The 20,936-nt window shown below is 40.2% G+C and carries 27 protein-coding genes, 11 tRNA genes and 1 pseudogene; 2 read left to right on the top strand and 37 right to left on the bottom strand.

The features are described from left to right. Positions 1–4: 4 nt before the first annotated feature. The 7 genes from BM294_RS11050 to BM294_RS11020 all read right to left on the bottom strand — a co-directional run bounded on the left by BM294_RS11050 (position 5) and on the right by BM294_RS11020 (position 3,837). Positions 5–325 (bottom strand): class I SAM-dependent methyltransferase, encoded by a 321-nt coding sequence (locus BM294_RS11050; RefSeq protein WP_091208130.1) that lies wholly within the window; start codon positions 323–325, stop codon positions 5–7. A 417-nt stretch (positions 326–742) separates the two neighbouring features. Further along, positions 743–1,228, bottom strand: coding sequence for a hypothetical protein (locus BM294_RS11045; RefSeq protein WP_242944512.1), 486 nt, complete (start codon positions 1,226–1,228; stop codon positions 743–745). 3 nt (positions 1,229–1,231) lie between these two features. Next, positions 1,232–1,651: an ATPase gene (locus tag BM294_RS11040; protein ID WP_175494648.1), complete on the bottom strand. Its 420-nt coding sequence runs from the start codon at positions 1,649–1,651 to the stop codon at positions 1,232–1,234. Then, on the bottom strand, positions 1,623–2,075 hold the full coding sequence (locus BM294_RS11035; RefSeq protein ID WP_036612234.1) for a DUF4869 domain-containing protein: 453 nt from the start codon (positions 2,073–2,075) through the stop codon (positions 1,623–1,625). Before BM294_RS11035 ends, BM294_RS11040 begins: the two co-directional genes overlap by 29 nt. A 66-nt stretch (positions 2,076–2,141) precedes the next feature. Continuing rightward, positions 2,142–2,657, bottom strand: a complete 516-nt coding sequence (locus tag BM294_RS11030; RefSeq protein ID WP_091208127.1) for a hypothetical protein — start codon at positions 2,655–2,657, stop codon at positions 2,142–2,144. Between the two features lie 168 nt (positions 2,658–2,825). Then, positions 2,826–3,149, bottom strand: coding sequence for a branched-chain amino acid transporter permease (locus tag BM294_RS11025; protein ID WP_031555616.1), 324 nt, complete (start codon positions 3,147–3,149; stop codon positions 2,826–2,828). Continuing rightward, positions 3,142–3,837 (bottom strand): AzlC family ABC transporter permease, encoded by a 696-nt coding sequence (locus tag BM294_RS11020; protein ID WP_091208124.1) that lies wholly within the window; start codon positions 3,835–3,837, stop codon positions 3,142–3,144. Before BM294_RS11020 ends, BM294_RS11025 begins: the two co-directional genes overlap by 8 nt. 119 nt (positions 3,838–3,956) lie before the next feature. Between BM294_RS11020 and BM294_RS11015 the strand changes: the two genes are divergently transcribed. Continuing rightward, positions 3,957–4,304 (top strand): winged helix-turn-helix transcriptional regulator, encoded by a 348-nt coding sequence (locus BM294_RS11015; RefSeq protein WP_031555611.1) that lies wholly within the window; start codon positions 3,957–3,959, stop codon positions 4,302–4,304. A 414-nt stretch (positions 4,305–4,718) separates the two neighbouring features. Further along, positions 4,719–5,117: a helix-turn-helix transcriptional regulator gene (locus BM294_RS11005; RefSeq protein ID WP_091208119.1), complete on the top strand. Its 399-nt coding sequence runs from the start codon at positions 4,719–4,721 to the stop codon at positions 5,115–5,117. An 87-nt stretch (positions 5,118–5,204) separates the two neighbouring features. Here the strand turns inward: BM294_RS11005 and BM294_RS11000 are convergent, their stop codons facing one another. The 30 genes and pseudogenes from BM294_RS11000 to BM294_RS10865 all read right to left on the bottom strand — a co-directional run bounded on the left by BM294_RS11000 (position 5,205) and on the right by BM294_RS10865 (position 20,898). Beyond that, positions 5,205–6,821: a sensor domain-containing diguanylate cyclase gene (locus BM294_RS11000; RefSeq protein WP_091208116.1), complete on the bottom strand. Its 1,617-nt coding sequence runs from the start codon at positions 6,819–6,821 to the stop codon at positions 5,205–5,207. Between the two features lie 131 nt (positions 6,822–6,952). Next, entirely contained in the window at positions 6,953–7,114 is a 162-nt protein-coding gene (locus tag BM294_RS15950) for a hypothetical protein (RefSeq protein WP_175494647.1), read from the bottom strand. A gap of 160 nt (positions 7,115–7,274) precedes the next feature. Then, positions 7,275–8,294 (bottom strand): NUDIX hydrolase, encoded by a 1,020-nt coding sequence (locus BM294_RS16585; RefSeq protein WP_330389863.1) that lies wholly within the window; start codon positions 8,292–8,294, stop codon positions 7,275–7,277. 143 nt (positions 8,295–8,437) lie between these two features. Then, complete coding sequence (locus BM294_RS10990) at positions 8,438–9,673, bottom strand: RNA-guided endonuclease InsQ/TnpB family protein (RefSeq protein WP_091208113.1); 1,236 nt, start codon at positions 9,671–9,673, stop codon at positions 8,438–8,440. Positions 9,674–9,769: 96 nt separating this feature from the next. Beyond that, the gene (locus BM294_RS10985) at positions 9,770–10,108 is read right to left on the bottom strand and encodes an arsenate reductase family protein (RefSeq protein WP_036611179.1); all 339 of its coding nucleotides are present in this window, start codon (positions 10,106–10,108) and stop codon (positions 9,770–9,772) included. Between the two features lie 53 nt (positions 10,109–10,161). Then, on the bottom strand, positions 10,162–10,572 hold the full coding sequence (locus BM294_RS10980) for a peptide deformylase (RefSeq protein WP_036611181.1): 411 nt from the start codon (positions 10,570–10,572) through the stop codon (positions 10,162–10,164). Between the two features lie 260 nt (positions 10,573–10,832). Continuing rightward, positions 10,833–11,075 (bottom strand): hypothetical protein, encoded by a 243-nt coding sequence (locus tag BM294_RS16355; RefSeq protein ID WP_242944511.1) that lies wholly within the window; start codon positions 11,073–11,075, stop codon positions 10,833–10,835. 28 nt (positions 11,076–11,103) lie between these two features. Beyond that, positions 11,104–11,388, bottom strand: coding sequence for an L-2-amino-thiazoline-4-carboxylic acid hydrolase (locus BM294_RS10970; protein WP_091208110.1), 285 nt, complete (start codon positions 11,386–11,388; stop codon positions 11,104–11,106). A 37-nt stretch (positions 11,389–11,425) separates the two neighbouring features. After that, positions 11,426–12,181, bottom strand: coding sequence for a DUF6429 family protein (locus BM294_RS10965; RefSeq protein ID WP_175494646.1), 756 nt, complete (start codon positions 12,179–12,181; stop codon positions 11,426–11,428). Positions 12,182–12,211: 30 nt separating this feature from the next. Further along, on the bottom strand, positions 12,212–12,700 hold the full coding sequence (locus BM294_RS10960) for an HD domain-containing protein (RefSeq protein ID WP_242944510.1): 489 nt from the start codon (positions 12,698–12,700) through the stop codon (positions 12,212–12,214). A gap of 44 nt (positions 12,701–12,744) precedes the next feature. Beyond that, positions 12,745–13,734, bottom strand: coding sequence for a YdcF family protein (locus BM294_RS10955; protein WP_091208106.1), 990 nt, complete (start codon positions 13,732–13,734; stop codon positions 12,745–12,747). A 101-nt stretch (positions 13,735–13,835) separates the two neighbouring features. Then, positions 13,836–14,927: pseudogene (locus tag BM294_RS16710) on the bottom strand (PDDEXK nuclease domain-containing protein). A 392-nt stretch (positions 14,928–15,319) separates the two neighbouring features. Continuing rightward, entirely contained in the window at positions 15,320–16,231 is a 912-nt protein-coding gene (locus BM294_RS10940) for an AAA family ATPase (RefSeq protein ID WP_175494645.1), read from the bottom strand. A gap of 40 nt (positions 16,232–16,271) precedes the next feature. Then, a complete protein-coding gene (locus tag BM294_RS10935) occupies positions 16,272–16,760 on the bottom strand; it encodes a hypothetical protein (RefSeq protein ID WP_091208098.1) in 489 nt (162 codons plus the stop codon). 42 nt (positions 16,761–16,802) lie between these two features. Then, positions 16,803–17,378, bottom strand: coding sequence for an RNA ligase (locus BM294_RS10930; RefSeq protein WP_091208096.1), 576 nt, complete (start codon positions 17,376–17,378; stop codon positions 16,803–16,805). Next, positions 17,375–17,962 carry a metallophosphoesterase gene (locus tag BM294_RS10925; protein ID WP_091208093.1) on the bottom strand — a complete coding sequence of 196 codons (588 nt, stop codon included), beginning with the start codon at positions 17,960–17,962 and terminating at the stop codon, positions 17,375–17,377. The genes BM294_RS10930 and BM294_RS10925 overlap by 4 nt, the downstream gene beginning before the upstream one ends. Before the next feature lie 18 nt (positions 17,963–17,980). Continuing rightward, positions 17,981–19,027: an RNA ligase (ATP) gene (locus BM294_RS10920; RefSeq protein ID WP_031553881.1), complete on the bottom strand. Its 1,047-nt coding sequence runs from the start codon at positions 19,025–19,027 to the stop codon at positions 17,981–17,983. A 150-nt stretch (positions 19,028–19,177) separates the two neighbouring features. Beyond that, a tRNA-Gln gene (locus BM294_RS10915) sits at positions 19,178–19,250 on the bottom strand. A 4-nt stretch (positions 19,251–19,254) separates the two neighbouring features. Further along, positions 19,255–19,327, bottom strand: a tRNA-Lys gene (locus BM294_RS10910). Positions 19,328–19,331: 4 nt separating this feature from the next. Continuing rightward, positions 19,332–19,403, bottom strand: a tRNA-Lys gene (locus tag BM294_RS10905). Between the two features lie 4 nt (positions 19,404–19,407). Continuing rightward, a tRNA-Phe gene (locus BM294_RS10900) sits at positions 19,408–19,479 on the bottom strand. Positions 19,480–19,483: 4 nt separating this feature from the next. Beyond that, positions 19,484–19,555, bottom strand: a tRNA-Cys gene (locus tag BM294_RS10895). A gap of 4 nt (positions 19,556–19,559) precedes the next feature. Further along, positions 19,560–19,630: transfer RNA gene (locus tag BM294_RS15940), tRNA-Gln, on the bottom strand. 10 nt (positions 19,631–19,640) lie between these two features. Then, a complete protein-coding gene (locus BM294_RS10890) occupies positions 19,641–19,862 on the bottom strand; it encodes a helix-turn-helix domain-containing protein (protein WP_027206587.1) in 222 nt (73 codons plus the stop codon). Positions 19,863–20,208: 346 nt separating this feature from the next. After that, positions 20,209–20,291 (bottom strand) — tRNA-Tyr (locus BM294_RS10885). Positions 20,292–20,295: 4 nt separating this feature from the next. Beyond that, positions 20,296–20,384 (bottom strand) — tRNA-Ser (locus tag BM294_RS10880). Between the two features lie 5 nt (positions 20,385–20,389). Beyond that, a tRNA-Tyr gene (locus BM294_RS15935) sits at positions 20,390–20,473 on the bottom strand. 4 nt (positions 20,474–20,477) lie between these two features. Beyond that, positions 20,478–20,551: transfer RNA gene (locus tag BM294_RS10875), tRNA-Glu, on the bottom strand. Between the two features lie 4 nt (positions 20,552–20,555). Beyond that, a tRNA-Glu gene (locus tag BM294_RS10870) sits at positions 20,556–20,629 on the bottom strand. 38 nt (positions 20,630–20,667) lie between these two features. Continuing rightward, entirely contained in the window at positions 20,668–20,898 is a 231-nt protein-coding gene (locus tag BM294_RS10865; RefSeq protein ID WP_026509198.1) for a helix-turn-helix domain-containing protein, read from the bottom strand. Positions 20,899–20,936: the final 38 nt, after the last annotated feature.

Raw genomic sequence — 20,936 nt, 5'->3', positions numbered from 1 at the left:
TCCCTCAGCTTTCATTATCATACATAATACCGTCATATTTATCTAGCTCATCAAAATCATTGAAGTCCATTTCCATTACGGGAATTCCGGTCTTCTCCCGGGCAATTCTGCACATTGCGGATGAGCCATCCAGAGCAGTAACATTATAGCCTTTTTGCAGAAAATATAGTGAATCCCGTCCGCTGCCACAACCGAAGTCAAGGATGGAAGCTCCCACCTTTATTTCTGAAAGAAATGCATCCTGCATTTCGGAGAAATCGATATTCGCCGTGCTATCAGCATAGTTCTCAGCATTATTATCATAATACTCTGTTGTTTCGCTCATAATGTTTCCTATTATATCATCCTGCACGATTTAAAGGACAGGTTTGTAAATGTCATCTGGAATTCGGGACAAACGTGGCAAGCTCAATTGAGAATTAAAAAGCGGGCAAATAGCATTTGAAAATGCCATCCACCCGGAAACTTAGCTTGTATTCACCATAGATCTTTTGTTTTTTTTGCAAGAATCATTCTGTACTATCCTTGTCATTTTACTATCCGGCATAATGCTGCTTCATATAGTAGAGATAATTCTATTTATGGTTTCCGATTGAAACAGTTCCTTCATCTTCTCATTTCCATCTCTGATTTCTGGATTACCACACTTATTTTTTTCAGGGCGATCAGACACACAGCAGTCTTTGTACCAACATTCGCCCATTAGCTTTCCCTTTATAGACCACTTTTCGTTTTCCGTCAATTAACCTGTCAGAGATTTCATCACACGTTCTGTTGAAAATCTCTTGAATCCGGATAAATACTGTAGAGTCTTTTCATTTTCTATTTTTGACAGATTTATCCTATGATTCTCAACAGCAGCTAGTATATCCTCTCTCATTCTGATTTTATCTGTTTTTCCTGACCCGGTCCATTGAACCAGTTTATCAAATGCCAGAATCAGGTACTCAAAGCAAATCATATCAAGTATTATGATCTTTCCATCAGATACATCGGAAATAGATTTCAACAGTCTATACTTATTGCGAATGTCTTGATTGTCAACCACATAATCAAATGCAATATAGTACTTATCTTCATCATTCAGGTTTAAATCATCCAGTGCATCCAAAATACCTTGATTACTAAATTTGCTTTCAACTTTAAGAGTTCCATCAAAAATAAGTCTGTTGACTAATTCCCAGAAATGAAGTCCCGCTCCGGTATCTTCCGTCCACAGATATTTCATATATCAAAGCTCCTCTTCCAATGTGATCCTGTTATCGTTAAGTTTTAATACCTTAAAACTTTTATCAGATACATTTAATCCATCACAATTTCTTGAAAAAAGCATGTACTGATTGGAAAATTCAAAGTTGATAAATTTTTTGATATCATCATCAAGCAAAATATCTGCATTATCCACCACTATAAAATTATGTCTGCACAGCTTTATGGATGTAACAATATCATCTGATTTATAGTTAAAAAGTTTAATAGCTTTATATTCATCGGTAAGTCTTAAATCTTCCAGGATTTCATAGAGAACCGTTTTCCCTGTTCCACTATCCCCACCTACAAGTGTTATTCTGTCATCAAACTCCAGATCATATGAAAATGGATCCGCTTTAAATATTATCTTCTTATAAATCAAGTGCTTCTCTCCTTTCATACTCTCTGCTCCACCATCTTTGATATCCGGTTCCACCTGTGACAACATCTGTATCGTTAAATCTGATTTTTACATCATTAGGTATAGCAAAAAGAGAAGGCCTCGACATATATATCTTGATATCATCCATAGTGAATATTACTTGCAAAACATTTGGACCACATTCTTCAACACATACTACTTTTTCAGGATGTTTCACGATATTAAGCAATGTCTTGCACCCGGAAGACAAATTACGAATTGTTCCTATGCCATACTTTGTTTCTATATGCTTATCAGGTGTTATCTTGGCACCATCAATTTGTTTGATAAGTTTAATGTCTTCATCGGAAAGGTCTTCATTACTTGTATTTAGATTAAAATATAGATCATTTTGAAGAATCCAGTCTTTTGATTCTTTTTTCTCTGTATATATATCTATCATACTGCCACCTATTGTATATTTAACATAATACTTTCAAAAAATTATTATAACAAAAATTTGCTCTTTTTAATATTCCGTTTGTCCAACATTATTTGGCAAATCGTGGCAAGCAGGGCACCGAGGACCCTCGGCATAGGTCTTTTTCTTTTCCTGAAGGACTTCGCTGTATTCCTGATTCAGTTCTTTGATCTTAGGAAGTTTTCCCTCAATTTTGGAGAAGGCTTCCTTTGCTGCTTTGCAGAAAGTGATAGCTTCCCTGTGCTCTTCAAAGAACTTTTTGCTATAACCGCTCTTGCGATATTCGGCATAAGTGTCCTTAGTTTTGGAATAGTTTATGATATGCTTTTTCAGTGCAGCTATCTCCACAAGTCTTTCTTCAAGAGCTTTCTGCTTCTCAGTGATTTCTCCAAATCTTTCGGTGGCTACCTTGGCTTTTTCTGAGAGTTCATCATAATCTCTGAGACCATGTTCTTCCAGAAACAGAAGTGTCTGTGCCATCTGCTTGATGTTATGAACCTTGGCCCAGCGTTCATAGCCAGATCCTTTTCCCTTGGCTATCATTGCCTGGATATCAAGAAGCATATCCACCTTTGGCTCAGGTTTATTATGAGAAATCTCGGGTATAGACTACTTCTCCAGAATTTCTCTTACCATGACTATACTTTCATTAAATTATAGATTACTCAGACTTCCCACATAAATAGTGGACATCGCACCTTTGGGGTGTGGGAAGTAGTTTAAGTAAGGTACTTACACAACACGAATTAATACCATATAACAAGCAGTTCCGGCAATGATAGACAAATACATGTTTTTCCTTATGAGTTGCAGGATGACAATTAATGTACAGGCGATGAGTTCCGGAATCCCGTATGGGAACTGTCCGATGTTCATATTCCGAAGACAATAAATTACAAGTACCATCATAATTGCGGGAGGAAGCACACTGCCTAGATACTGTATCGTTTTAGGCAACGGTCTGCTGCCGAATAGCAAGAACGGGAAGGCACGAAGAATCCATGTGACAATTGTAATAACGGAAATGACTGCAATCAGATAAGCCGTATTATTCATTCGGGATGCCCTCCTTTATTTCAATGGGTCTGCGGAGCAGTATCAGTGCGATAAGACAGGTAATCATGGTGGGAATCAGGAAATACTCTTTTCCGAGTAAGAGGTAAAATCCCAGCGCACAGACAGCCGCCGTTAAGAAAGGTAATTTGGAACGATACTGCTGCCATTGGTTAACGACTACAATCAAAAAAAATGCTGTAGCGGAAAAATCAATCCCACTCATATCAAATTGCAGGAATTGTCCGGCACAGGCGCCTATGAAAGATCCGAATACCCAGTATAAATGGTCAAGCATGGCAATCATGAACGCGGCCCTATCTTCATCAAGGTTTGCCTCATACTTTACAGAACAGAGAACAGAGTATGTTTCATCGGTCAGAGTCAGGATCATATACGGATAACGCCAGCCCATTCTGCGGAATTTCTCGATAAAACCGATGCCATAAAAAATATGGCGGGCATTGATGAAGAAAGCCATAAACGCAAGTGAGGTCAGGGATGCTCCGGAAGTCATCATTGGAACCATCAGAAGCTGCATAGATCCGGCAAAAATAAATAAGCTGGAAGCAGTGGTGAGTAAAATGCTATAACCAGCATCGCTCATCAGTATACCAAACGCAATACCGATAAACAGATATGTAAAAAAAATAGGAATCGTATTTTTGACTGCAAAACGAAACTCTTTCATTGACTTCGCTCCCATTGACATGAAAATAGATTTGCTATATTTTAGGGCATATCATTGTTCTGTACAAGTACTCTAAAAATAGATAGGTACTATCATTTTTGATACTGTGAGGAGGAAATATGAAATCTGGCAAAAAATTCAATTGCACAATTGAAGCTTCTATGTGCTTTATCGGAGGAAAGTATAAGCCCATCATCCTGTGGCACCTTATCGATGGAGAAAAACGCTTCAATGAGCTTCAACGATTAATTCCTAAAGCAACAGCGCATACATTGACGCTTCAGCTGCGTGAGCTTGAGGAAGATCAGCTGATTCATCGTGAGGTATATCCCATCGTACCGCCAAAGACAGAGTATTCACTTACAGAACTCGGAAAAACACTGATTCCTCTGATCACTGAATTGCGGGAGTGGGGCCGGTATTATTTCGAGTACACCCATCAGCCAAATCCTTGTGAGCAGGATTAGCCATAGCTTTTTTATTTCAATGCTTCTTAGCGAAATGGATGATGTTACTTACCAGCATTCGGTCTTTATACTGATTGAGGCAATAACTTTAAGTATAAAAAATGCACTACACATCACTGATGAAAAGGTTGAGGAAATCTATAAGTATTTTTTCTTTAGGTTACCTGAATATATGCAGGATGCGCTAACGAGCAACTATAAAGTGGCGTAAGATTATTTCTATAGCCTAGAATATAGAGTTTTCAAGGTTCAAGGCCCACTTTTAATGTGGGAAGTTTGAGTAGATTATTCAATCTATTCATTATTTCATATACAGCCTTACAGGTATCTGAATACTCAATATCCTTTGAATACAGATAGGCTTTCTGATATTTCTTCCATTGTCCCTCAAGCTCGGAAAGCCTCATCTGGATAATGCTTAACAATCCGGCTTATACGAGAAATCTTGCACAGCAGAGTATGACGCTGCTTTTTGATCATCTGGTTGAGCAGGCGGTAAACATTCGCGTACCAGAAAACTCCTATGAACAAAACCTCATCATCAGGCTTCTGAACTACATCGAGACAGAATACAAAAATGCTGCCCTTTCCGTTTTTATCGAAAAGAACAGCATAGATATCTACACTATGAGCCGTATCATAAAGAAAAATACCGGCATGACCTTTAAGGACCTTCTCATTCAAAAGCGTATGAAGACTGCGGCTTTTCTTCTGGAGAACACAAGTCTCTCCATCATGGATATCAGCTTTACGGTAGGCTATGAAAATACCAGCTACTTCCATAAAATCTTCAGGGAGAAATTCGGAATGTAACCAAGAGAATATCGATGGAAATGTTAAATGTCAAAAACCTTCCAGGGGTCATCCCCGATGGCAGTCTTCGAAGTCATTATGACATATCTACCTGCAGCTTTTCCTCTGCCGTTTATTCTCATACATGAGCTTATCTGCACGCTGGGCCACAGCGACAACCGTACTGTCATCTGACGGGTCGAAAACTGCAAAGCCCTTTGACAGACATACCTGCTCCCACGGCTCAATGGCCGAAGCATTGATCTCATCCGTCATCTTGTCGAACTGCTCAAAAAGCGAATCCATGTTGCGGTAGTCCTTATTTATCAGAATAACAGAGAACTCATCTCCGCCTATTCTGAACACAGGACTGTGCTTAAAAATCTCACTTATCGTACGGCATGCAGTTTTCAGATATTCATCGCCCTTATCATGTCCGTACCGGTCATTGATCATCTTTAGTCCGTCACAGTCAAATACCCCGATTGCGAACTTTGGAGCTACATCCCCGTTATCCAGCTCTTCCTGCAGTTCTTCGACTAATTTATTATAGGCCCCCTTGTTTTTTACATGGGTCAGGGCATCGATATATACCTGCTCATTCAGGTCGCCGATATGAGCCTTTACATTACCCGACAGATTTTTGAAAGCCCTGGTGAGTCTGCCCAGTTCATCATCTTCATCATAGGACAGAACAAAATCATAATTTCCCTTATCCACCTGTTCTGCCGCCTCGGTCAGCTGTTCCAGCGGTCTGGTTATACGCCTTGTGTAGTACATCAAAAACAGGCTCGCTACCACAAGCACTAAAACTGCGCCTATGACAATGTTTAAAACCATCCCCTGCCAGTCACCCTGCGTTTCGGAAACCGGCACCGTAACATTAAGACGCATGCCGTTACTGAGCGGAAGCCAGACAGCCTCCTTATCCACTCCATCGTAAGTATACTGTACAAAATTACCATCACCTATGGTCTTGTAGGGAATTTCATAGACTGTTTCCGTCTGTTCCGTTACATCTATACGCGGATGATAGAAAAGCTTACCATCAGTGTCACTAAGAAAGGCATATCCGTTTTCATAAAGCCGGATACCGTTGACCTCGTCGGCCATAGTCGAATAGTCGACTTCTATGCCAACTACACCGATGAACTTTTTATTATAGTAAACCGGTGCATCATAGGATATAACACGTACATCGAGATTATCCGTGACATAAGGAGGCAGCCATATGGACCTCCCTTCATGCTTAGGAACAGTGAACCATACAAGCTTTGAAGTATCATCCACGTCATATTGAGTGATATCGGTCACTTCATGCTCTTCAAAACCCGTGCCTGTGAGATTCGTATACCAGAACCCTTTTACCTTTGTAGAGATTGACGGATCGATACGATAGTAATAAGTCAGGACGCCTTTTGTCTTGGAAGCCATCATGCCAAAATAATCTCTGGCTCTTTCCATATGCTGCTCAAGCTGCTCGTCACTTATTCCGTTAAGGTCCTCTTCCACGAAGGAGGTGACCTTTATAACCGAGTTCTGGACGCTGTCAAAATAGTAATCGAGACTCCGTTCACCGGTTTCACACAACAATAGCAAAAGCTGATTTGACTTCCGCCTCTCAGTCCTTCGTATGAAGAGCGCGCTTAATAACGTGGCAACCAAAAGGGCCACGAATATTACCCATAGCACTGTAACAGTTATCCTTGTTCGCAACGAACGCATCGGCGCATCTCCTCTGATACCATCATAGATCTGCTCTAAAACCCCGTTTACTGGATGATCTATAATATCTGCTTATTCTAATATCGACAAAAATCAGGGAAATATGATTTATCTCCCGGATTTATGCATTATTATTTTGTACAGGCTTTTCCTGCTGCTCCCTGAGCGATGGGAATAAATATCATAGCTATCACAAAGCAAAGAACATACATCGGAATAAATGTACCGAAAAATGCAAACAGAAATGCAGGGAATGGAGCTCCTGCGAAGATCTGAACATTTGCAAAATTCATTATGAGTACGATGAAATGTTATTCAATGGTATACTCAAGCATCTCATATTTAAATTTCTGCAAAATACCGATTTGTATCCTTATCATGATATGCAGTCCAGTTATTGCCTTTTTTCTTATTCATGGAGTACTCCTCTCCGGTAGGAAACACTCTTGCCTATTATCTTTTCAGATATTCCATTATAAGTTCCAAGCCTTCCATCGGCACGCAGAATGTCCCATCCCTGTGGATGCACCCTTCATAAACCTCTTCTACATCAAACCACTTTACGTTTTCAACTTCGTTATCCTGAAGCACAAGCTTTGTCTCATCAACCGGTTCATCATAAATATAGACAAAAGCCACCTCGTTATCACGGAACATCTTTCCGTGGAATTCTTTCTCGTATTTTATACGAAATTTGCCGACTAATTTGAACTCACAATCCTGCTTTGCTTCTATGCCCAGCTCTTCTTTTAATTCTCTGGCTGCAGACTCTAAAGGTGTATCTCCAGCCGTTATATGGCCGGCAGAAGAAGTATCATACATAGAAGGGAATGAATCCTTATTGGCACTTCTCTTTTGTAGAAGCACCTGATGTGAATCACCCATTTTTCTTATGATCCAGATATGTGCAGTCCTGTGGAGAATTCCTTTGTCATGTGCCTCAGATCTTGAAACAATCTTTCCGGTAGGAAAGCCTCTTTCATCCGTGATGTCAAAATATTCTTCTATAGTTGTTCTACAACCATCCTCGTTATTACATCCCTCATTATTCACCGTGGTCTTCTCAGGAATAGGATACATCAACGCAACATTTATGATATGCCCGATGTTCTGATCTCCAGCAAAGCGGGTCCTGTCCGTAAAATCATGATCGAAACTAAGCCATTCAAGTGGATTTATCTCTTCCCGAAGATCAATATCCTTCTCAAGGATCCCAACATATATTTCAAGAACAAATTGCTGGTGATAGTAGGTAAAATCCATTAAACGATACAGGTCTATATCTTTTTCGCTTATTCCGGTCTCTTCCTGAAGCTCACGGTATGCCGCTTTATCAGAGGACTCTCCGGGTTCAACCTTTCCGCCTACAAAGTTGTAAAGACTCTTATAAGGATCTTTCATTCGTTTGCAAAAAAGAACTGAATCTTTTTCTTTATTGAATACCACTATGCAGTTAAAGTGTTTAAAATCCATATATTCGTTTACCTTTGGATAATTTGGTGTAAATGCCTGAAACAGCATTTATATAATTCGCCATCCTACGTTATTGTTTTATTCATCAATGTTAATTAATATTAAAGAACTTTGATAAATAAAATATTTATTAGTCAACGAGCTTACGCTACGTTTACTCTAACCGGGTGTAACGCAACACCCTCTATCCCTTCTGCAAACGCATTAGGGAATACCTTCATTAGTATCTGATACGAGCCGTTTATATCGGCGTTTATCTTAATACCATTATTACTTACAAATAATCCTCTTGAGACCCGTCTTGACTTATTGTAATTAGCTTTTACAGGTTCTTCTTTATCCAGGAAGCTTGTACCGCTTGTATAAGACTCTTCCTGCAGGATTACATTTAATCCTATGTCCTGAGCTTTGTACTGTACCATCTCTATAAACCGCTTTTGAGGTATCCCTACAAAAGACTGATTTACGGCCTTGCTGAGTTTGGAATCCTGTTTCCACTCTTTATTATGGCCGACCACAATAGTATTTGTTCCCATGGAAACCGCATACTCAATGACATATCTGCTTGCTTTATGCATATAGTCATCAATCTTGTGATTACGTTTTCTCGTTAGAGCAGCCATTTTGTTAGTAAAATCAGAATCATTCATCTTTTTGGCAACTTCACGATAATGTGAAATCATCTTGTTATAGTACTGATTCATTGATTTAAGACCTTTACCATTGATGACAACTGGTGTTTTACCAATGTTGTTTGTAATGGTTGCTAAGTTATCTACGCCAATGTCAATACTGAGATATTTTCCATTATCATCCATCGCTGTATCAGGAACATTGATGTTGTAGACAAGCTCTACAACAAAATGTCTGTAGCCTGGGATGATCCTAGCCTGTTGAAACGACTGAAAGTTCTCTAATACTACAAATCTTGGTCTTAATGCAAAGCCATTAAATGCCTTTGGAAAACAAAGTACATTACCCTTCAGCTTTACATTCTGATTTGTGAGTATCAGAAGATGCCTGCCATCCTTTGGCTTATAACTGGGGAGTTTTGGTCTCCCCAGATACTTGTCTTTATGTTTAGACCAGTCTTTAATAGCCGTAAAGAATGACTTCCAGTCCTTTTCCAATAAGCGAAGGATTTGTTGAGCCGACTGAGCGGTAGGCATCTGTTTGTAATCATCAAATTCAAGATCTGCTTTTAACAGCTTATCCATATCTCCGTACCGAAGCCATTTATCATTTTTGACAAATTCGCTACGGACTAGATAGTTTGCATGATTATAGAGATTCTTTGATTTATGGGTAAAGTCACAGAACATTGAGTAGAACGGACTATTATGTTTTATCAGATGTTTCTCTACTCTCTGAGCTATCATCTTATTCTACCCCCCAAAAAATAGCCACAACATTGAATATAAAAAATCTTATATATTTATAATCATTCTTTATTGTAATTAGTGACTATATTTATCTCACTCCCACTTTTTCCATACATCCGGCTGATATCCTATAGTAGAAAGCTTTCCGTTTCTCACTATAGGAGTCTTTATCACCTGTTGATTCTCAAGTATCTTTTCCAGCTTGTCTTCTTCTGCGATGTACTTTATAAGTGCCAGGGTATCTTTATCCTTGGCATCAGAGTTTATCATGTTCTCAATGCCACCGTTAGCCTGTGCTACGGAAGTAAATTCCCCCTTGCTAAGACCTTTTTCATTCATGTCAACAAACTGAAACTTTATGCCTCGTTCTTTAAAGAAACGCTGTGCTTTCTTAGTGTCGTTGCATTTCTTCGTACCAAATATCTGAATCATTTCATTACCCTCTCAAACCTGAACTTCTTGTAAAAGTACAAATCCAACACGCATCATATCAACGTGCCTTCGAAATGTGCGATCTCATGCTGTATTATCTGTGCAACAAAATCACTATACTTACCGTGCTGCTTTTGGAAGTTCTGATCCAGAAAATCCACTTCTATTTCCTTGTATCGGGTACATGAACGTACACCATCTAAAGAAAGGCATCCCTCTTCCGTCTCATACTTTCCTGATTTATTTGTGATCACAGGATTTATCATCGGGATAATTATGGGCCCTACCGCAACCACTATGATCTGCTTACGTTCTCCAATCATATTTGCTGCCATGCCGACGCATCTTTCCAGATTTGCATTTAAAGTATCTATAAGGTCCTGAACTATTTCCTTATCAGCTTCTGTTGCTGGTTCTGACTTCTGCTGTAGGAACATGGGATCACGTACTATCTTTCTAACCATCGATTACCTCCTTTTAAACACTTTCTATCATTTCTAATATCTACTGTTTTGCTACTTCGTACAGCAGAAATACACCATTGAACCATCAACATGAATGTCAATGTCCTTGTACATATGCTCCAGAATTTTTATAAGCTCTTCCTCGGTATGAAACGGAGGAGTAAACCAGCCTTTCTTTGAAAGTATGGTATTTACAAGCCAGTCTGATAAACTTGTCTTTCCTTTTATGTAAAAACAAGCGATGAATTTCCCGCCAGTTTTTAATACTCTGTTCGTCTCTCTGAATGCTTTTTCCTTATCAGGAAACGCATGGAACCCATTTCAAGTATTGTTCCTTTGATATTATCAGGAATATAAGAAAGAACCTTACGAGCTATCTCATTGTCATCAGTTCCGCTCCAGAAGATCTTAATATACATTTTGCTTAGGAACCTTCCCTGAGTGATCACATCATCATATATGTTCTTTGATGCCCTATATGCTTTCTGAATCTTGTCCGCCATTACAATTTTCCACGTCCGATATTTTCTATTATTTCTTCTTGTACCCGTAGTCACAATACTGTCCACCTGATGCCAGTGTATATTTTCTCACAAACGTAGACGTTCCGCCCATGTCATTCATTGTATAGTCCAGATGACACATAGCAGGAACAAACTCAGGAAGCTCCCCAATGATTTTCTTATATCTTGGTTTCGCTGATTTTATGGTTTCGTCAGCCTCTGTATCAGAAAAACCAAGAACGCTTACCAGATTATCTCTAAAGCTTTGCTTATACAAAAGCCACATACCTAATGGAATTCCAAAAAATCTCATATGTTCTTTCGATTATGTATCTTTCGCCTCAATTCATCTAGAAATTAAGTCTTATCTCCATCTCATGCCATTTTTCACCGCCCCACTCGGATGCGGACTCTCCCAGGTCATCAAATCCAAACTTCCTGTACATTTTTATCTTTTCCTTATGACATGTCAGTACAAGTCTCTTCCGTCCGCGAGCCTGCTCTTTCCTGCAATAATTGAAAACAAGCTCCCTGGCGAGGCCCATTTTTCTGTACTCCGGAAGGACGTCAAGGCCCATAATCATTACTGTTTCTCCATCAGGCTCATGAAGGCTTTCATCAGTGAAAAATTCATCCCTGAATATACGTTCATTTGTTGCTATGCCGTTCAGGAATCCTACAATCTTTCCATCATTTTCCCTGTCTTTAATCACCAAAAACAGATCCGGCGCAACTTTGATACGTGCCTTCATATGTTCCGGGGTGCATGCTTCATTTGGAGGGAAGCATATCTGTTCGATCTTCACAACTTCATCTGATAGCTCAGGTTTGATTTCACAAAACTCAAAACGTTTATATATCCCCGGTTCTTTTACATCAAGTTCTGACAGCATACGTCTTGCTCTCTCACGGCCCTTTTCCGTAAGGTATGCATACTTATTCTTTGGATTAATTATAAGGTCTTCCTTATCAAGCCTATCTATCGCATCAAAATCATAGTTCTTCCACGCAAGTTCATTAAAAGTCCTGCCTTCTCCGTCATTAAAACGTGTAAGATACATAAGTGCCAGTATCATGTCATCAATAGCTTCTTCCCGTGTCCTCATTTTCCTTTATCCTTTCAAGCTGGACTTCTCTTACAGACAAAATATGTCCTGTGCCAGTCTTTTTCCGCTTTCTGTTTTCATTATTTTACTCATAAAATTCTCGATGTTTTCCCGGCTGTACCCGTTTTCCGTAGCATTTGCTATATAATCTGCTTCTATAAGGATCTGATAATCTATGCCGTCGATCTCCTGTAAGGTATGGTGATGCCCAACAAGATAGGCAACACGTTCAATCTGACTTTCGCTCATGTCACAGTCGGAAAGTAATTCTTTCGTAAGTGGAACACCTTCTTCCTCCTGATATTTGCCGTTTGTATTTCCGTACTTCTCACGGCAGAGGGGACAGGCAATATCGTGGGCAATTGCGGCAACTTCAAGGATAAACTGTGTGTCCTTATCAATCCCTTCTAATTCTCCGATGGTTTTTGCATATGTCCATACGCGGATAAGATGGTCGATATCATGAATGTTGCCATTGGAATAAGCAATCATCTTTCTCAAAATCTCTGCTATTGTCACAATCTTTCCTCCAGATAGTAATTATGCTTAATCTGTATAATATCTCAATGAAGCAGAGGCAGCCCGTGGATATCATAATTGTCATAGTAGATATCGAAGGCCGTTTCCACGTCCCCGAACAGCTCTATTAACGCTCCCGCCTGAAACATGGTAGAAAGTGAACCGGAAGGAGCCTTCCACGCGGCGTTTGAAACTACTTCAAGTTTTTCGTTGCCAGAAGCATTTGCCCTGAGGATCGACTCAGCCTTAAAAAGCAGCTCCCCAGTCGCAATGTGATAGTCGCTCGACACGATTGCAAGTTTCTTTACTGAAGGATAGAGCGATGTCAGAATGTCATAGGTAAAAATTGCATTCTGGGCAGTGGTTATGGAATTGTCCTCCACAATGACACGCTTTTTCTCAATTCCCTGTTCAATAAGCCACTTCGCCATCTCACCGGCTTCTGAAGCGGATTCATTCTCGGAAGCTGTTCCTCCTCCCGTGCAGACAATATACGCATTCGGATACTTTTTTGCACTGTTAAGAGCAACGGTAAGGCGCTCAACAAGTTCCTCTTTCATTGTTCCGTCAGGATTCAACTGAAAACCCAGGACAACGATACAAAGCTCATCCGTATCAGGTAGATCGTCCGGCAGGACACCGTAATGAATTGGCTGACCGAGTTCATCGGAACTCCATAAATCCATGATTTCATTCCATCTTGTTCCTGCTACTTCATCTTCTTCGGCCAGTTTTTTTAACAGTTTATTTATTCTGTCATTTGCCTCCGCACCGTAGGTACCGTAATCCACCGCCATTTCTTCGACAATATTTTCTATAAGCTTTGGATCGTAAGATGTTTTATCGTTCCTGCTCCAACACCCTGAAAGAGAAAAAACAACACAGAGCATCAATATAAATTTAATCATGTGTTTCATATTATTATTTGATGACTTTATCAAGAGCTTGCCTCTTACAAACTTGAAGTTGCCGCGCTCTTTCTTTAGCAAAAGAGCCATACAAACTGCCGATTTATTTATGTCACTGTCTATCATTATATCGAATCCGCCTACATCACGGAATACACATTCAAAAGTTGCAATAAAAAACGAACAGCTATCTCTTTCAAAATAACTGTTCTATGCAACATTCATTATTAATCAATGTCACCAAATTCTGCTTCTATTTCTTCAATAGTTGGCATACTTCCCTTGAACTCTTCAGGAATCAATTTTGAGAGCTCGTAACTAGATACACCGATTGGCTGACTACTTGATTCCAATGCATATTGAGCCTCTACTTTATCAAGATCCTTACATATTAATAATCCAACTGTAGGATTGTCTTGCTCTGATTTTATCTGATGATTTACTGCTACAACATATGTGCCAAGCTGTCCTGCATACGAAGAATCAAACTTACCTGTTTTCACTTCCAATACAACATAACAGTGTCTTTTGGTATTGTAGAAGAGCATATCAATAAACTTTTCAGTTTCACCGACTTCAATTCTGACCTCTCTTCCCATATACGCAAAACCAGTACCTAGTTCTATGAGAAACTTCTCAGCCTTATTGATAAGCGCATTCTTGAGTTCTTTTTCGTCATATTTTTCTCTCAAAGTCAAGAAATCAAATCTATATGGATCTTTTGTCATAGCCTGCGCAAGATCACTTTGTTCTGCTGGCAGTGTCATTGCGAAGTTGGTCACTGCCTTACCTTCTCTCTCATATAAATCAGTAGCAAGGAAATTCAAGAGAACATCTCGTGACCAGTTGTTCTCTAATGTTTTCTTTACATAGAATAGCGCCTTCTGAGGATTGCTTTTGCATTTTCCAAGTATCTGCACATGATGTCCCCACGGAATATAAAAAATTATATCCTACCCAAAATCATCAACAGCTTGTTGACGATTTACTATATTATCAAAATCATCAACAGTCTGTTGACGATTTGGGGCTGTTGGATACATTTCATAAAAATAACGCATATATTTAAGATTTGTTGGGGAAAAGGATTTGATATCAGGGAAAATATCTTTTAAATCCACACTAATTGTTTTATAAAAGCCAGATCCATAATTATTTTTCTCACTCATTCCAACAATATCTCTGCCAAGAGACCAATAGAACCTGAGCATATCACTATTAGTTTTCACAGCGGCTTTAATTTGCGTCTGCCTGAAGCGATTCGATATTTCCGTAATCCAGTTTTTATATTCAGTATCTATTTTAATCAAACTACTCATACAATAATCTCCATAATTCCCTTCAATAATATCATTACACCTTGTGATTATCTACCTCTTCGAGTGTAAAAAAGCAGCTACCTCGATTGAGATAACTGCTATGTAACGTTCAATATTCAATTAGATCGACAGACTTGAAGTTAGAGGGCATGTCCACCGGAACCCTTAATGACCTTGGCTCTTAGCTCACAAATCCTATACACCGCAAGCGCTCCAGATTCACTATAGTTAAATACATAGATACGTTCATCAGGACTATATAAATCCCCAACATCCTGCAAGTATGTGAACATTTTCTTAGCTGAATCAAATGTAATAGGGCGATATTTAATACTATTTCTATTATTGTTTTCGATTCCCGAATTCATAAGCTACATTCTTTTAACTGCTATTCATAAATCCCACGCATCTTCTGTCAGCAAGCTTTCAGGTTCTCCCTTAATTCTTTGCAATGTCTTCCGTTCTGACTCATTTAATTCTGATGTAGTAAAACAATTCGATTCATCTTTTGCAATAAACTTTGCCCATAGAGTATCCATGTCAGAGCAATTACCACATGTTCTTGGACTAAGCACTCCAAACATCCCAATGTGAGGAGGATAATCCCATCCACTCATATATGCCTGCTCAGCAGTTATATATTCTTTTTTTCCACAGACCTCACAATAATGCCAAAAAGGTCTTTTTTTCATAGACTCTATGAGTTTTTCCTTTTCTTCTCTCCTAGCATCTTCAGCCTTAATCATCTCTGCTTCTTTCTGTAGCTCTTTTCTTGCTATATCAACTATTTCAGGCTTAGGATCATCCATTCTAAGGACAGTTTTGCCATTTTTTACAGCAAAGATATTGTCAAACCCTTCACTTGGGTTTGGAAACTCTATTTCTGCTTCAATAGCTTTATAATATTCAAACCGATCATCTAATCCACGCTTTTGGATATTCATCTTCCACCGATCATCATCAGGGCACATTACATGGACATCTATAGTCACATCACCGCACTTCCTGATTTCATCAATATATGCAATACGTCGCTTGGCCTTATAGAAGGTCTGCTCTACAACAACTTTCTTGCCTGCCTTAACGTCTCTCAAAATATCTTCGAGAAGCATACTATTAGCCTTCGTAACACATTTCTTCTGCACAGAAATTGGACTTGCGTCTTCATACCCTGCCTCATCATATGCTCTTTGTTGATAATCATATGCATTTAAAATGTCTACGTCTTCCTGCGAAAACATTTCATTTATATAAAATGATTTTCCAGAAGCAGTTGCTCCGATCACAAAAGTTATAGAACTCATTAAGTCCCTCCCTATAACGTCCATAATAATTTCTCAGCTTTCAATTACTTATCTCAGGATACTCTGCAATCAGCTTTTCAACATTCGCCGGCACAAGCACCCCCATAATATCAGTGATGTCCTTTTCGTTCCCAATTGCCTTGAATCCAGCCCATGCATATGGAGAATCCTTTATGGTCATTGCTACTGCTTTCCTGTCGTGGTCGTATTCTTCATAAAGGCGCCTGGAATAGAGCATCATGTCTTCTGCTTTATGCTTCATCTCAGCAAACTGCCAATCATAGTACTTAATGATATGGGCATTAGCCGGAAAATCTTTTGCCAGTTTTGAAAGATCCTCACCATTACAGAAAAACTCAGCCATTCTCTTTACAGTGAACACTTTATTCGTAGATAATCTGTGCATAGCCACGTATGCCGGAGACTTTATCTTGACCCTGTTATGTTTCTCATCAACCACGACAAAGCCCTCATCCTCTATCTCGCCACCCTTATTTAGCGCAAGAGCAGCAACAAGACACTCATTCAAAGATATTAGTGCAAAGCTCCTGGGTCTCTTAAATTGCAGAAGCTATGTATCCAACTCTTCACCTGTAAGATTATTTCTTGCGGTCAGGAAGAACAAAGCAGTCATTTCATATCTGACAACAATCTGACTAAGTGGAGAAACAAGCTCAAAAATGTAGGTATAGTCTTTATTCAGTTCCTCAAAAGGAATCTCATTTACGTTTTTAGCACGGGCAATTATGTCCGCATAAGTCAGTTCGTTATACCCTGGAATAGCTGCATCCTTAGCATCACAGGTAGAACTTGTCGCAAATCTCCAAGCATCTTTGTACCAGAAAAGCTTTATCATAGAGCCATCTATCTTTTCCAGCACCCTGGCGCTATTCCAGTCAATATCTGCAGCATACTGTTCCTGTACATTAAAAAACTTATCAAACGGCCAGCAGACCACTACGCGCTGAACCACGTCAATTATAATTCCTCTTGCTTCGCATACCAGCGGATCTGAGAAATCAGCTTCAGTTGCATATTTGAAGCACACCAGATCTCCGTTATGGTTTGTGCGTATAAATTTTTTATTCAGCTTCTCTTCCCAGGTATCCGGGTTATTCTTTATGAATTCTAATATTCTTGGCTTCATGTCTGTGTCTCTTTGCTAAACCACTTCTTTTCCTTCTTCTCTACGGCATGGTCAATCGTGATCCTGTGTATACTGTCGATATCAGATAGAATCCCGTCTTTTATCAGTTTTCCAAGATTGACAGGAGTATATCCGCATACATTGGCTGCAAGGTTTAAATGCTTGCAGCCTTCCTTGTACATCTCCATGTTACTGTGGTCATGTCCATGGATGTTAAGACACCACGGAAGTCCGTATACCGGCTCATGCGACAAAAGGATTTTGTCTGCTATAAATAGCGGCCCAAAATATATCTCATCAAACAGTCCCTTGTAATCTCCCCTTCTGTCATGGTTTCCCAAAAGCAGTATCTTCTTTCTGACCCTGAGCTTCTTTATATATTCAGGACTTCCAACATCTCCCAAGCAGACAAATGTGTCATTTTTCATGATCACAGAATTCAGGATATTAACCTGTTCATCTGGTTCTATCCAGTCAGGGTCCATGAGTTTACAATCAGAATCTTTAAAATGCGTATCAGACAGGATATAAACAGATCCATTTTCTGACCAGTGCCTGAATGGTTCATATAAAGTTGATATCATGCTGCCTCCCGTCTATGATCACTCATCATTTTTCATTAGATACTTGTTGTTTATCACTTTCATTGATAAAGGTCCGCTAAGTGTATAAGAGTGAACAGGCGTAACAGGTCTTATTACTATTCCCTCTCTTATTGTCCCATTGTATCCAACACCTTCTGCCCTTGCTAATAGAGCCGCCTCATCAGGATACTTTGCTAAGAGATCATCGCCTTCCTCTTCCACCGGAACCATCTGACATCCGACATATCTGCAGATTTCCTTAAGCGTTGTCAGGTCAGTTCTCTTATCATCAGCTCTTGCCGTAAATACAAACCACTCTGGCTTCTTAAGCCTAAGTCTGTTCTTCTGTATTCCTTCCCCGCACCATTCTCCCTGGAGAACCAAAGAGTTCAGTCCATGTTCCTCTGCATATGTCTTCATCTTTTCTGGAATACCTGCTGTTTTTACATGCTCCACAAACGCTGACTTTCCGTCATCCTTATAAGTGAAGTTATGGCCGGTAAAAGAAATTTCTCCATCCCTTACACCTATAGAATGACTTGAACCATCCATCTTGGTTGTTATGTAATAAGGCAGCCCCTTAAACTCATTAAGCAGCTCCGGCGCTGACTGTATCCTTGTCTCATCAGTCTTAGGTATATATCCGGGCCTATCACCTATCATGGTTCCTCCTGATCCTGCCCTTTCTGGCATTTCCCACTCGCGAACTCCAAGGATTTCCGTCACATCCATTCCTTCTTCAAGACTCATCCCCTGAAGCTTTGAGAGCTTATCAATCCCAAGGCATAATCCCTGGGATATCTCTCCCCTGAACTTCATAGTCTTTAATCTGAATCCTTCACCCATAAAATCATTACTTCTGTAGGAACTCTTTCTCAGGAATTCAAACTCCTCACATACAGGGAGAAAGGAATCTATCTCGAAATAGACCACCAGATCTCCCACATGAAATTCTCCCTTTCCTCCGACACACTTCCATCCAAGAACCTGAACAAGTTCCAGTCTGTCTGCATCGGGTATTGGAAAGACTTCCTTTATCTTCTGTATTGATGCTAATTTTCTCATTGTTCTATACCTTCCTTATCTTCTCTTTAAATCCGACTGTGACGGCGCACAATCCATTTAATTAAATGATATCCCTATACATACTGACTGTCAGTTAACCCGTGGTTGATAAAACATGAAGCTGAAACCTGCAAGTTTTCTATAGCTTAGTCGCGGGAGCAGGATTCGAACCTGCAACGCCCTGAGTCAGAGTCAGGTGCTCTACCAATTGAGCTATACCGCAATAATGCTGTTAGTGGGGATCGGACCCACGACCTTCGGTTTAAGAGACCGTTGCTCTTCCAACTGAGCTACAACAGCTTAGTGCTCCCCACGGGGGTTGAACCCGCATCTCTCGGCTTAAAAGGCCGGTGCATATCCGCTCTGCCAAGGAAGCATAATGGGCCCGGGTGGGGTCGAACCACCTCGCAGGGATTTTCAGTCCCCAGCTCTACCAGTTGAGCTACAAGCCCTAAGAGACATAGGTGGGATTCGAACCCACGATGGCGGAGTTGCAGTCCGCTGCCTTTCCAGCTTGGCTACCATGTCTTAACTACGGCACTTGGAATCGAACCAAGATTACCGGAACCAAAATCCTGTGGGCTACCATTACCCCATGCCGTATTGTGCAGTCTTAATCGACTGCAATTATGTCATCAATCGGAACTTCCAGATAAACTGAAAGCGCTACAATCCTATCTATGCTTGGAAGCACTTCCCCTCGCAGATATCTATATACAAGGGATGTGCTTGCTCCCAGGTACTCAGAAACCTCTGGTACTGTATGTCCGCTCTCTCTGATCAGTTCCCTAATCCTAATTCCTGTTCCTTCAATATCAATTACTGGATAATCCATTCTTCCATTCTCCTTTTTCGCATTAAAAAACCACTTAACTCTTGCAAGCTAAGTGGCTACAGATCTCAATGACCTCATTTATTCTTAATGCTCCAGATCATCCATCATTTGGCATATCCAGGACCACTTTCCACCAACTTGCAATTTGCATAACTAACAAAGCACTTCTGATTTTTGCAGAACTGCATAAACTGTTTGTTATTAAATTGCTTGTTGATAGTTACGTAGTACATTTACAATAAATCCTCTTAACTTTCTGCTGCTCCCCGCAGCTCCATATCTTTGTTCTGTTAGTATTATCGCCCTGTCGGACCTATTTGTATAGTGTCATCAGATGACACTTAAGTGGGCAGGGTGAGACTCGAACTCACGGTGTTTCCTTGTCAGGGTTTTACAGACCCCTGCCTTCGCCACTAGGCATACCTACCCGGAGCGTTTGCGGAAGGATTCGAACCTTCGGCACAGTTTAGCCGTGCTTCGCTTTAGCAGAGCGATACCATAAGCCATCTCGGTCACGCAAACATAAGTGGGTGAAGCAGGAATTGCACCTGCGGTGTTTCTAATGTGGGAGTTTTACAGACTCTTGCCCTCGCTTCTAGGCATACCCACCCATAATAGCTCCTGCGGGACTTGAACCCGACATTTCCAGCTTGAGAGGCTGACGTCCTTACCAATTAGACCAAGAAGCCACAGTGATCCCAACGGGACTTGAACCCGGTATCTCTGACGTGAAAGGCCAGCGTCCTAAACCATTAGACTATGGGACCATACGCAGGCACTTTAACGCCTGCAATCTATATTCAGTTCATGCGCTTATTGAATAAAGCCATTCCCCTTCGACTACGATAATGTCATCCATAGCAACACCTAAAACAGCTGCTAATACGACTAAATTGTCCAGTGTTGGCATGGCAGTTCCGTGCTGCCACTTGTAAATCGCCTGTGGAGTAGCAAAACCGAACACATCCTGTAAATCCCTCACAGACATACCGGCTGCCACTCTTAAATCTGTAATTCTCTGTCCCGTAGCGACCATATCGACCGCTGGAATATTCTGTGTCATTTCCGACTCCT

The sequence above is a fragment of the Oribacterium sp. WCC10 genome, from assembly GCF_900113415.1.
In the GTDB taxonomy this organism is placed as follows: Bacteria; Bacillota; Clostridia; order Lachnospirales; family Lachnospiraceae; genus Oribacterium.
The sequence above is the reverse complement of the archived record's forward strand: the minus strand, read 5'-3'. Positions and strand labels throughout refer to the sequence as shown.

Excerpts from the sequence above, each read along its gene's own strand:
- BM294_RS11050 (WP_091208130.1), bottom strand. The coding sequence starts at position 325 with ATGAGCGAAACAACAGAGTATTATGATAATAATGCTGAGAACTATGCT.
- BM294_RS11045 (WP_242944512.1), bottom strand. The coding sequence starts at position 1,228 with ATGAAATATCTGTGGACGGAAGATACCGGAGCGGGACTTCATTTCTGG.
- BM294_RS11040 (WP_175494648.1), bottom strand. The coding sequence starts at position 1,651 with ATGAAAGGAGAGAAGCACTTGATTTATAAGAAGATAATATTTAAAGCG.
- BM294_RS11035 (WP_036612234.1), bottom strand. The coding sequence starts at position 2,075 with ATGATAGATATATATACAGAGAAAAAAGAATCAAAAGACTGGATTCTT.
- BM294_RS11030 (WP_091208127.1), bottom strand. The coding sequence starts at position 2,657 with ATGCTTCTTGATATCCAGGCAATGATAGCCAAGGGAAAAGGATCTGGC.
- BM294_RS11025 (WP_031555616.1), bottom strand. The coding sequence starts at position 3,149 with ATGAATAATACGGCTTATCTGATTGCAGTCATTTCCGTTATTACAATT.
- BM294_RS11020 (WP_091208124.1), bottom strand. The coding sequence starts at position 3,837 with ATGAAAGAGTTTCGTTTTGCAGTCAAAAATACGATTCCTATTTTTTTT.
- BM294_RS11015 (WP_031555611.1), top strand. The coding sequence starts at position 3,957 with ATGAAATCTGGCAAAAAATTCAATTGCACAATTGAAGCTTCTATGTGC.
- BM294_RS11005 (WP_091208119.1), top strand. The coding sequence starts at position 4,719 with ATGCTTAACAATCCGGCTTATACGAGAAATCTTGCACAGCAGAGTATG.
- BM294_RS11000 (WP_091208116.1), bottom strand. The coding sequence starts at position 6,821 with ATGCGTTCGTTGCGAACAAGGATAACTGTTACAGTGCTATGGGTAATA.
- BM294_RS15950 (WP_175494647.1), bottom strand. The coding sequence starts at position 7,114 with ATGAATTTTGCAAATGTTCAGATCTTCGCAGGAGCTCCATTCCCTGCA.
- BM294_RS16585 (WP_330389863.1), bottom strand. The coding sequence starts at position 8,294 with ATGGATTTTAAACACTTTAACTGCATAGTGGTATTCAATAAAGAAAAA.
- BM294_RS10990 (WP_091208113.1), bottom strand. The coding sequence starts at position 9,673 with ATGATAGCTCAGAGAGTAGAGAAACATCTGATAAAACATAATAGTCCG.
- BM294_RS10985 (WP_036611179.1), bottom strand. The coding sequence starts at position 10,108 with ATGATTCAGATATTTGGTACGAAGAAATGCAACGACACTAAGAAAGCA.
- BM294_RS10980 (WP_036611181.1), bottom strand. The coding sequence starts at position 10,572 with ATGGTTAGAAAGATAGTACGTGATCCCATGTTCCTACAGCAGAAGTCA.
- BM294_RS16355 (WP_242944511.1), bottom strand. The coding sequence starts at position 11,075 with ATGGCGGACAAGATTCAGAAAGCATATAGGGCATCAAAGAACATATAT.
- BM294_RS10970 (WP_091208110.1), bottom strand. The coding sequence starts at position 11,388 with ATGAGATTTTTTGGAATTCCATTAGGTATGTGGCTTTTGTATAAGCAA.
- BM294_RS10965 (WP_175494646.1), bottom strand. The coding sequence starts at position 12,181 with ATGAGGACACGGGAAGAAGCTATTGATGACATGATACTGGCACTTATG.
- BM294_RS10955 (WP_091208106.1), bottom strand. The coding sequence starts at position 13,734 with ATGATAGACAGTGACATAAATAAATCGGCAGTTTGTATGGCTCTTTTG.
- BM294_RS10940 (WP_175494645.1), bottom strand. The coding sequence starts at position 16,231 with ATGAGTTCTATAACTTTTGTGATCGGAGCAACTGCTTCTGGAAAATCA.
- BM294_RS10930 (WP_091208096.1), bottom strand. The coding sequence starts at position 17,378 with ATGAAGCCAAGAATATTAGAATTCATAAAGAATAACCCGGATACCTGG.
- BM294_RS10925 (WP_091208093.1), bottom strand. The coding sequence starts at position 17,962 with ATGATATCAACTTTATATGAACCATTCAGGCACTGGTCAGAAAATGGA.
- BM294_RS10920 (WP_031553881.1), bottom strand. The coding sequence starts at position 19,027 with ATGAGAAAATTAGCATCAATACAGAAGATAAAGGAAGTCTTTCCAATA.
- BM294_RS10890 (WP_027206587.1), bottom strand. The coding sequence starts at position 19,862 with ATGGATTATCCAGTAATTGATATTGAAGGAACAGGAATTAGGATTAGG.
- BM294_RS10865 (WP_026509198.1), bottom strand. The coding sequence starts at position 20,898 with ATGGTCGCTACGGGACAGAGAATTACAGATTTAAGAGTGGCAGCCGGT.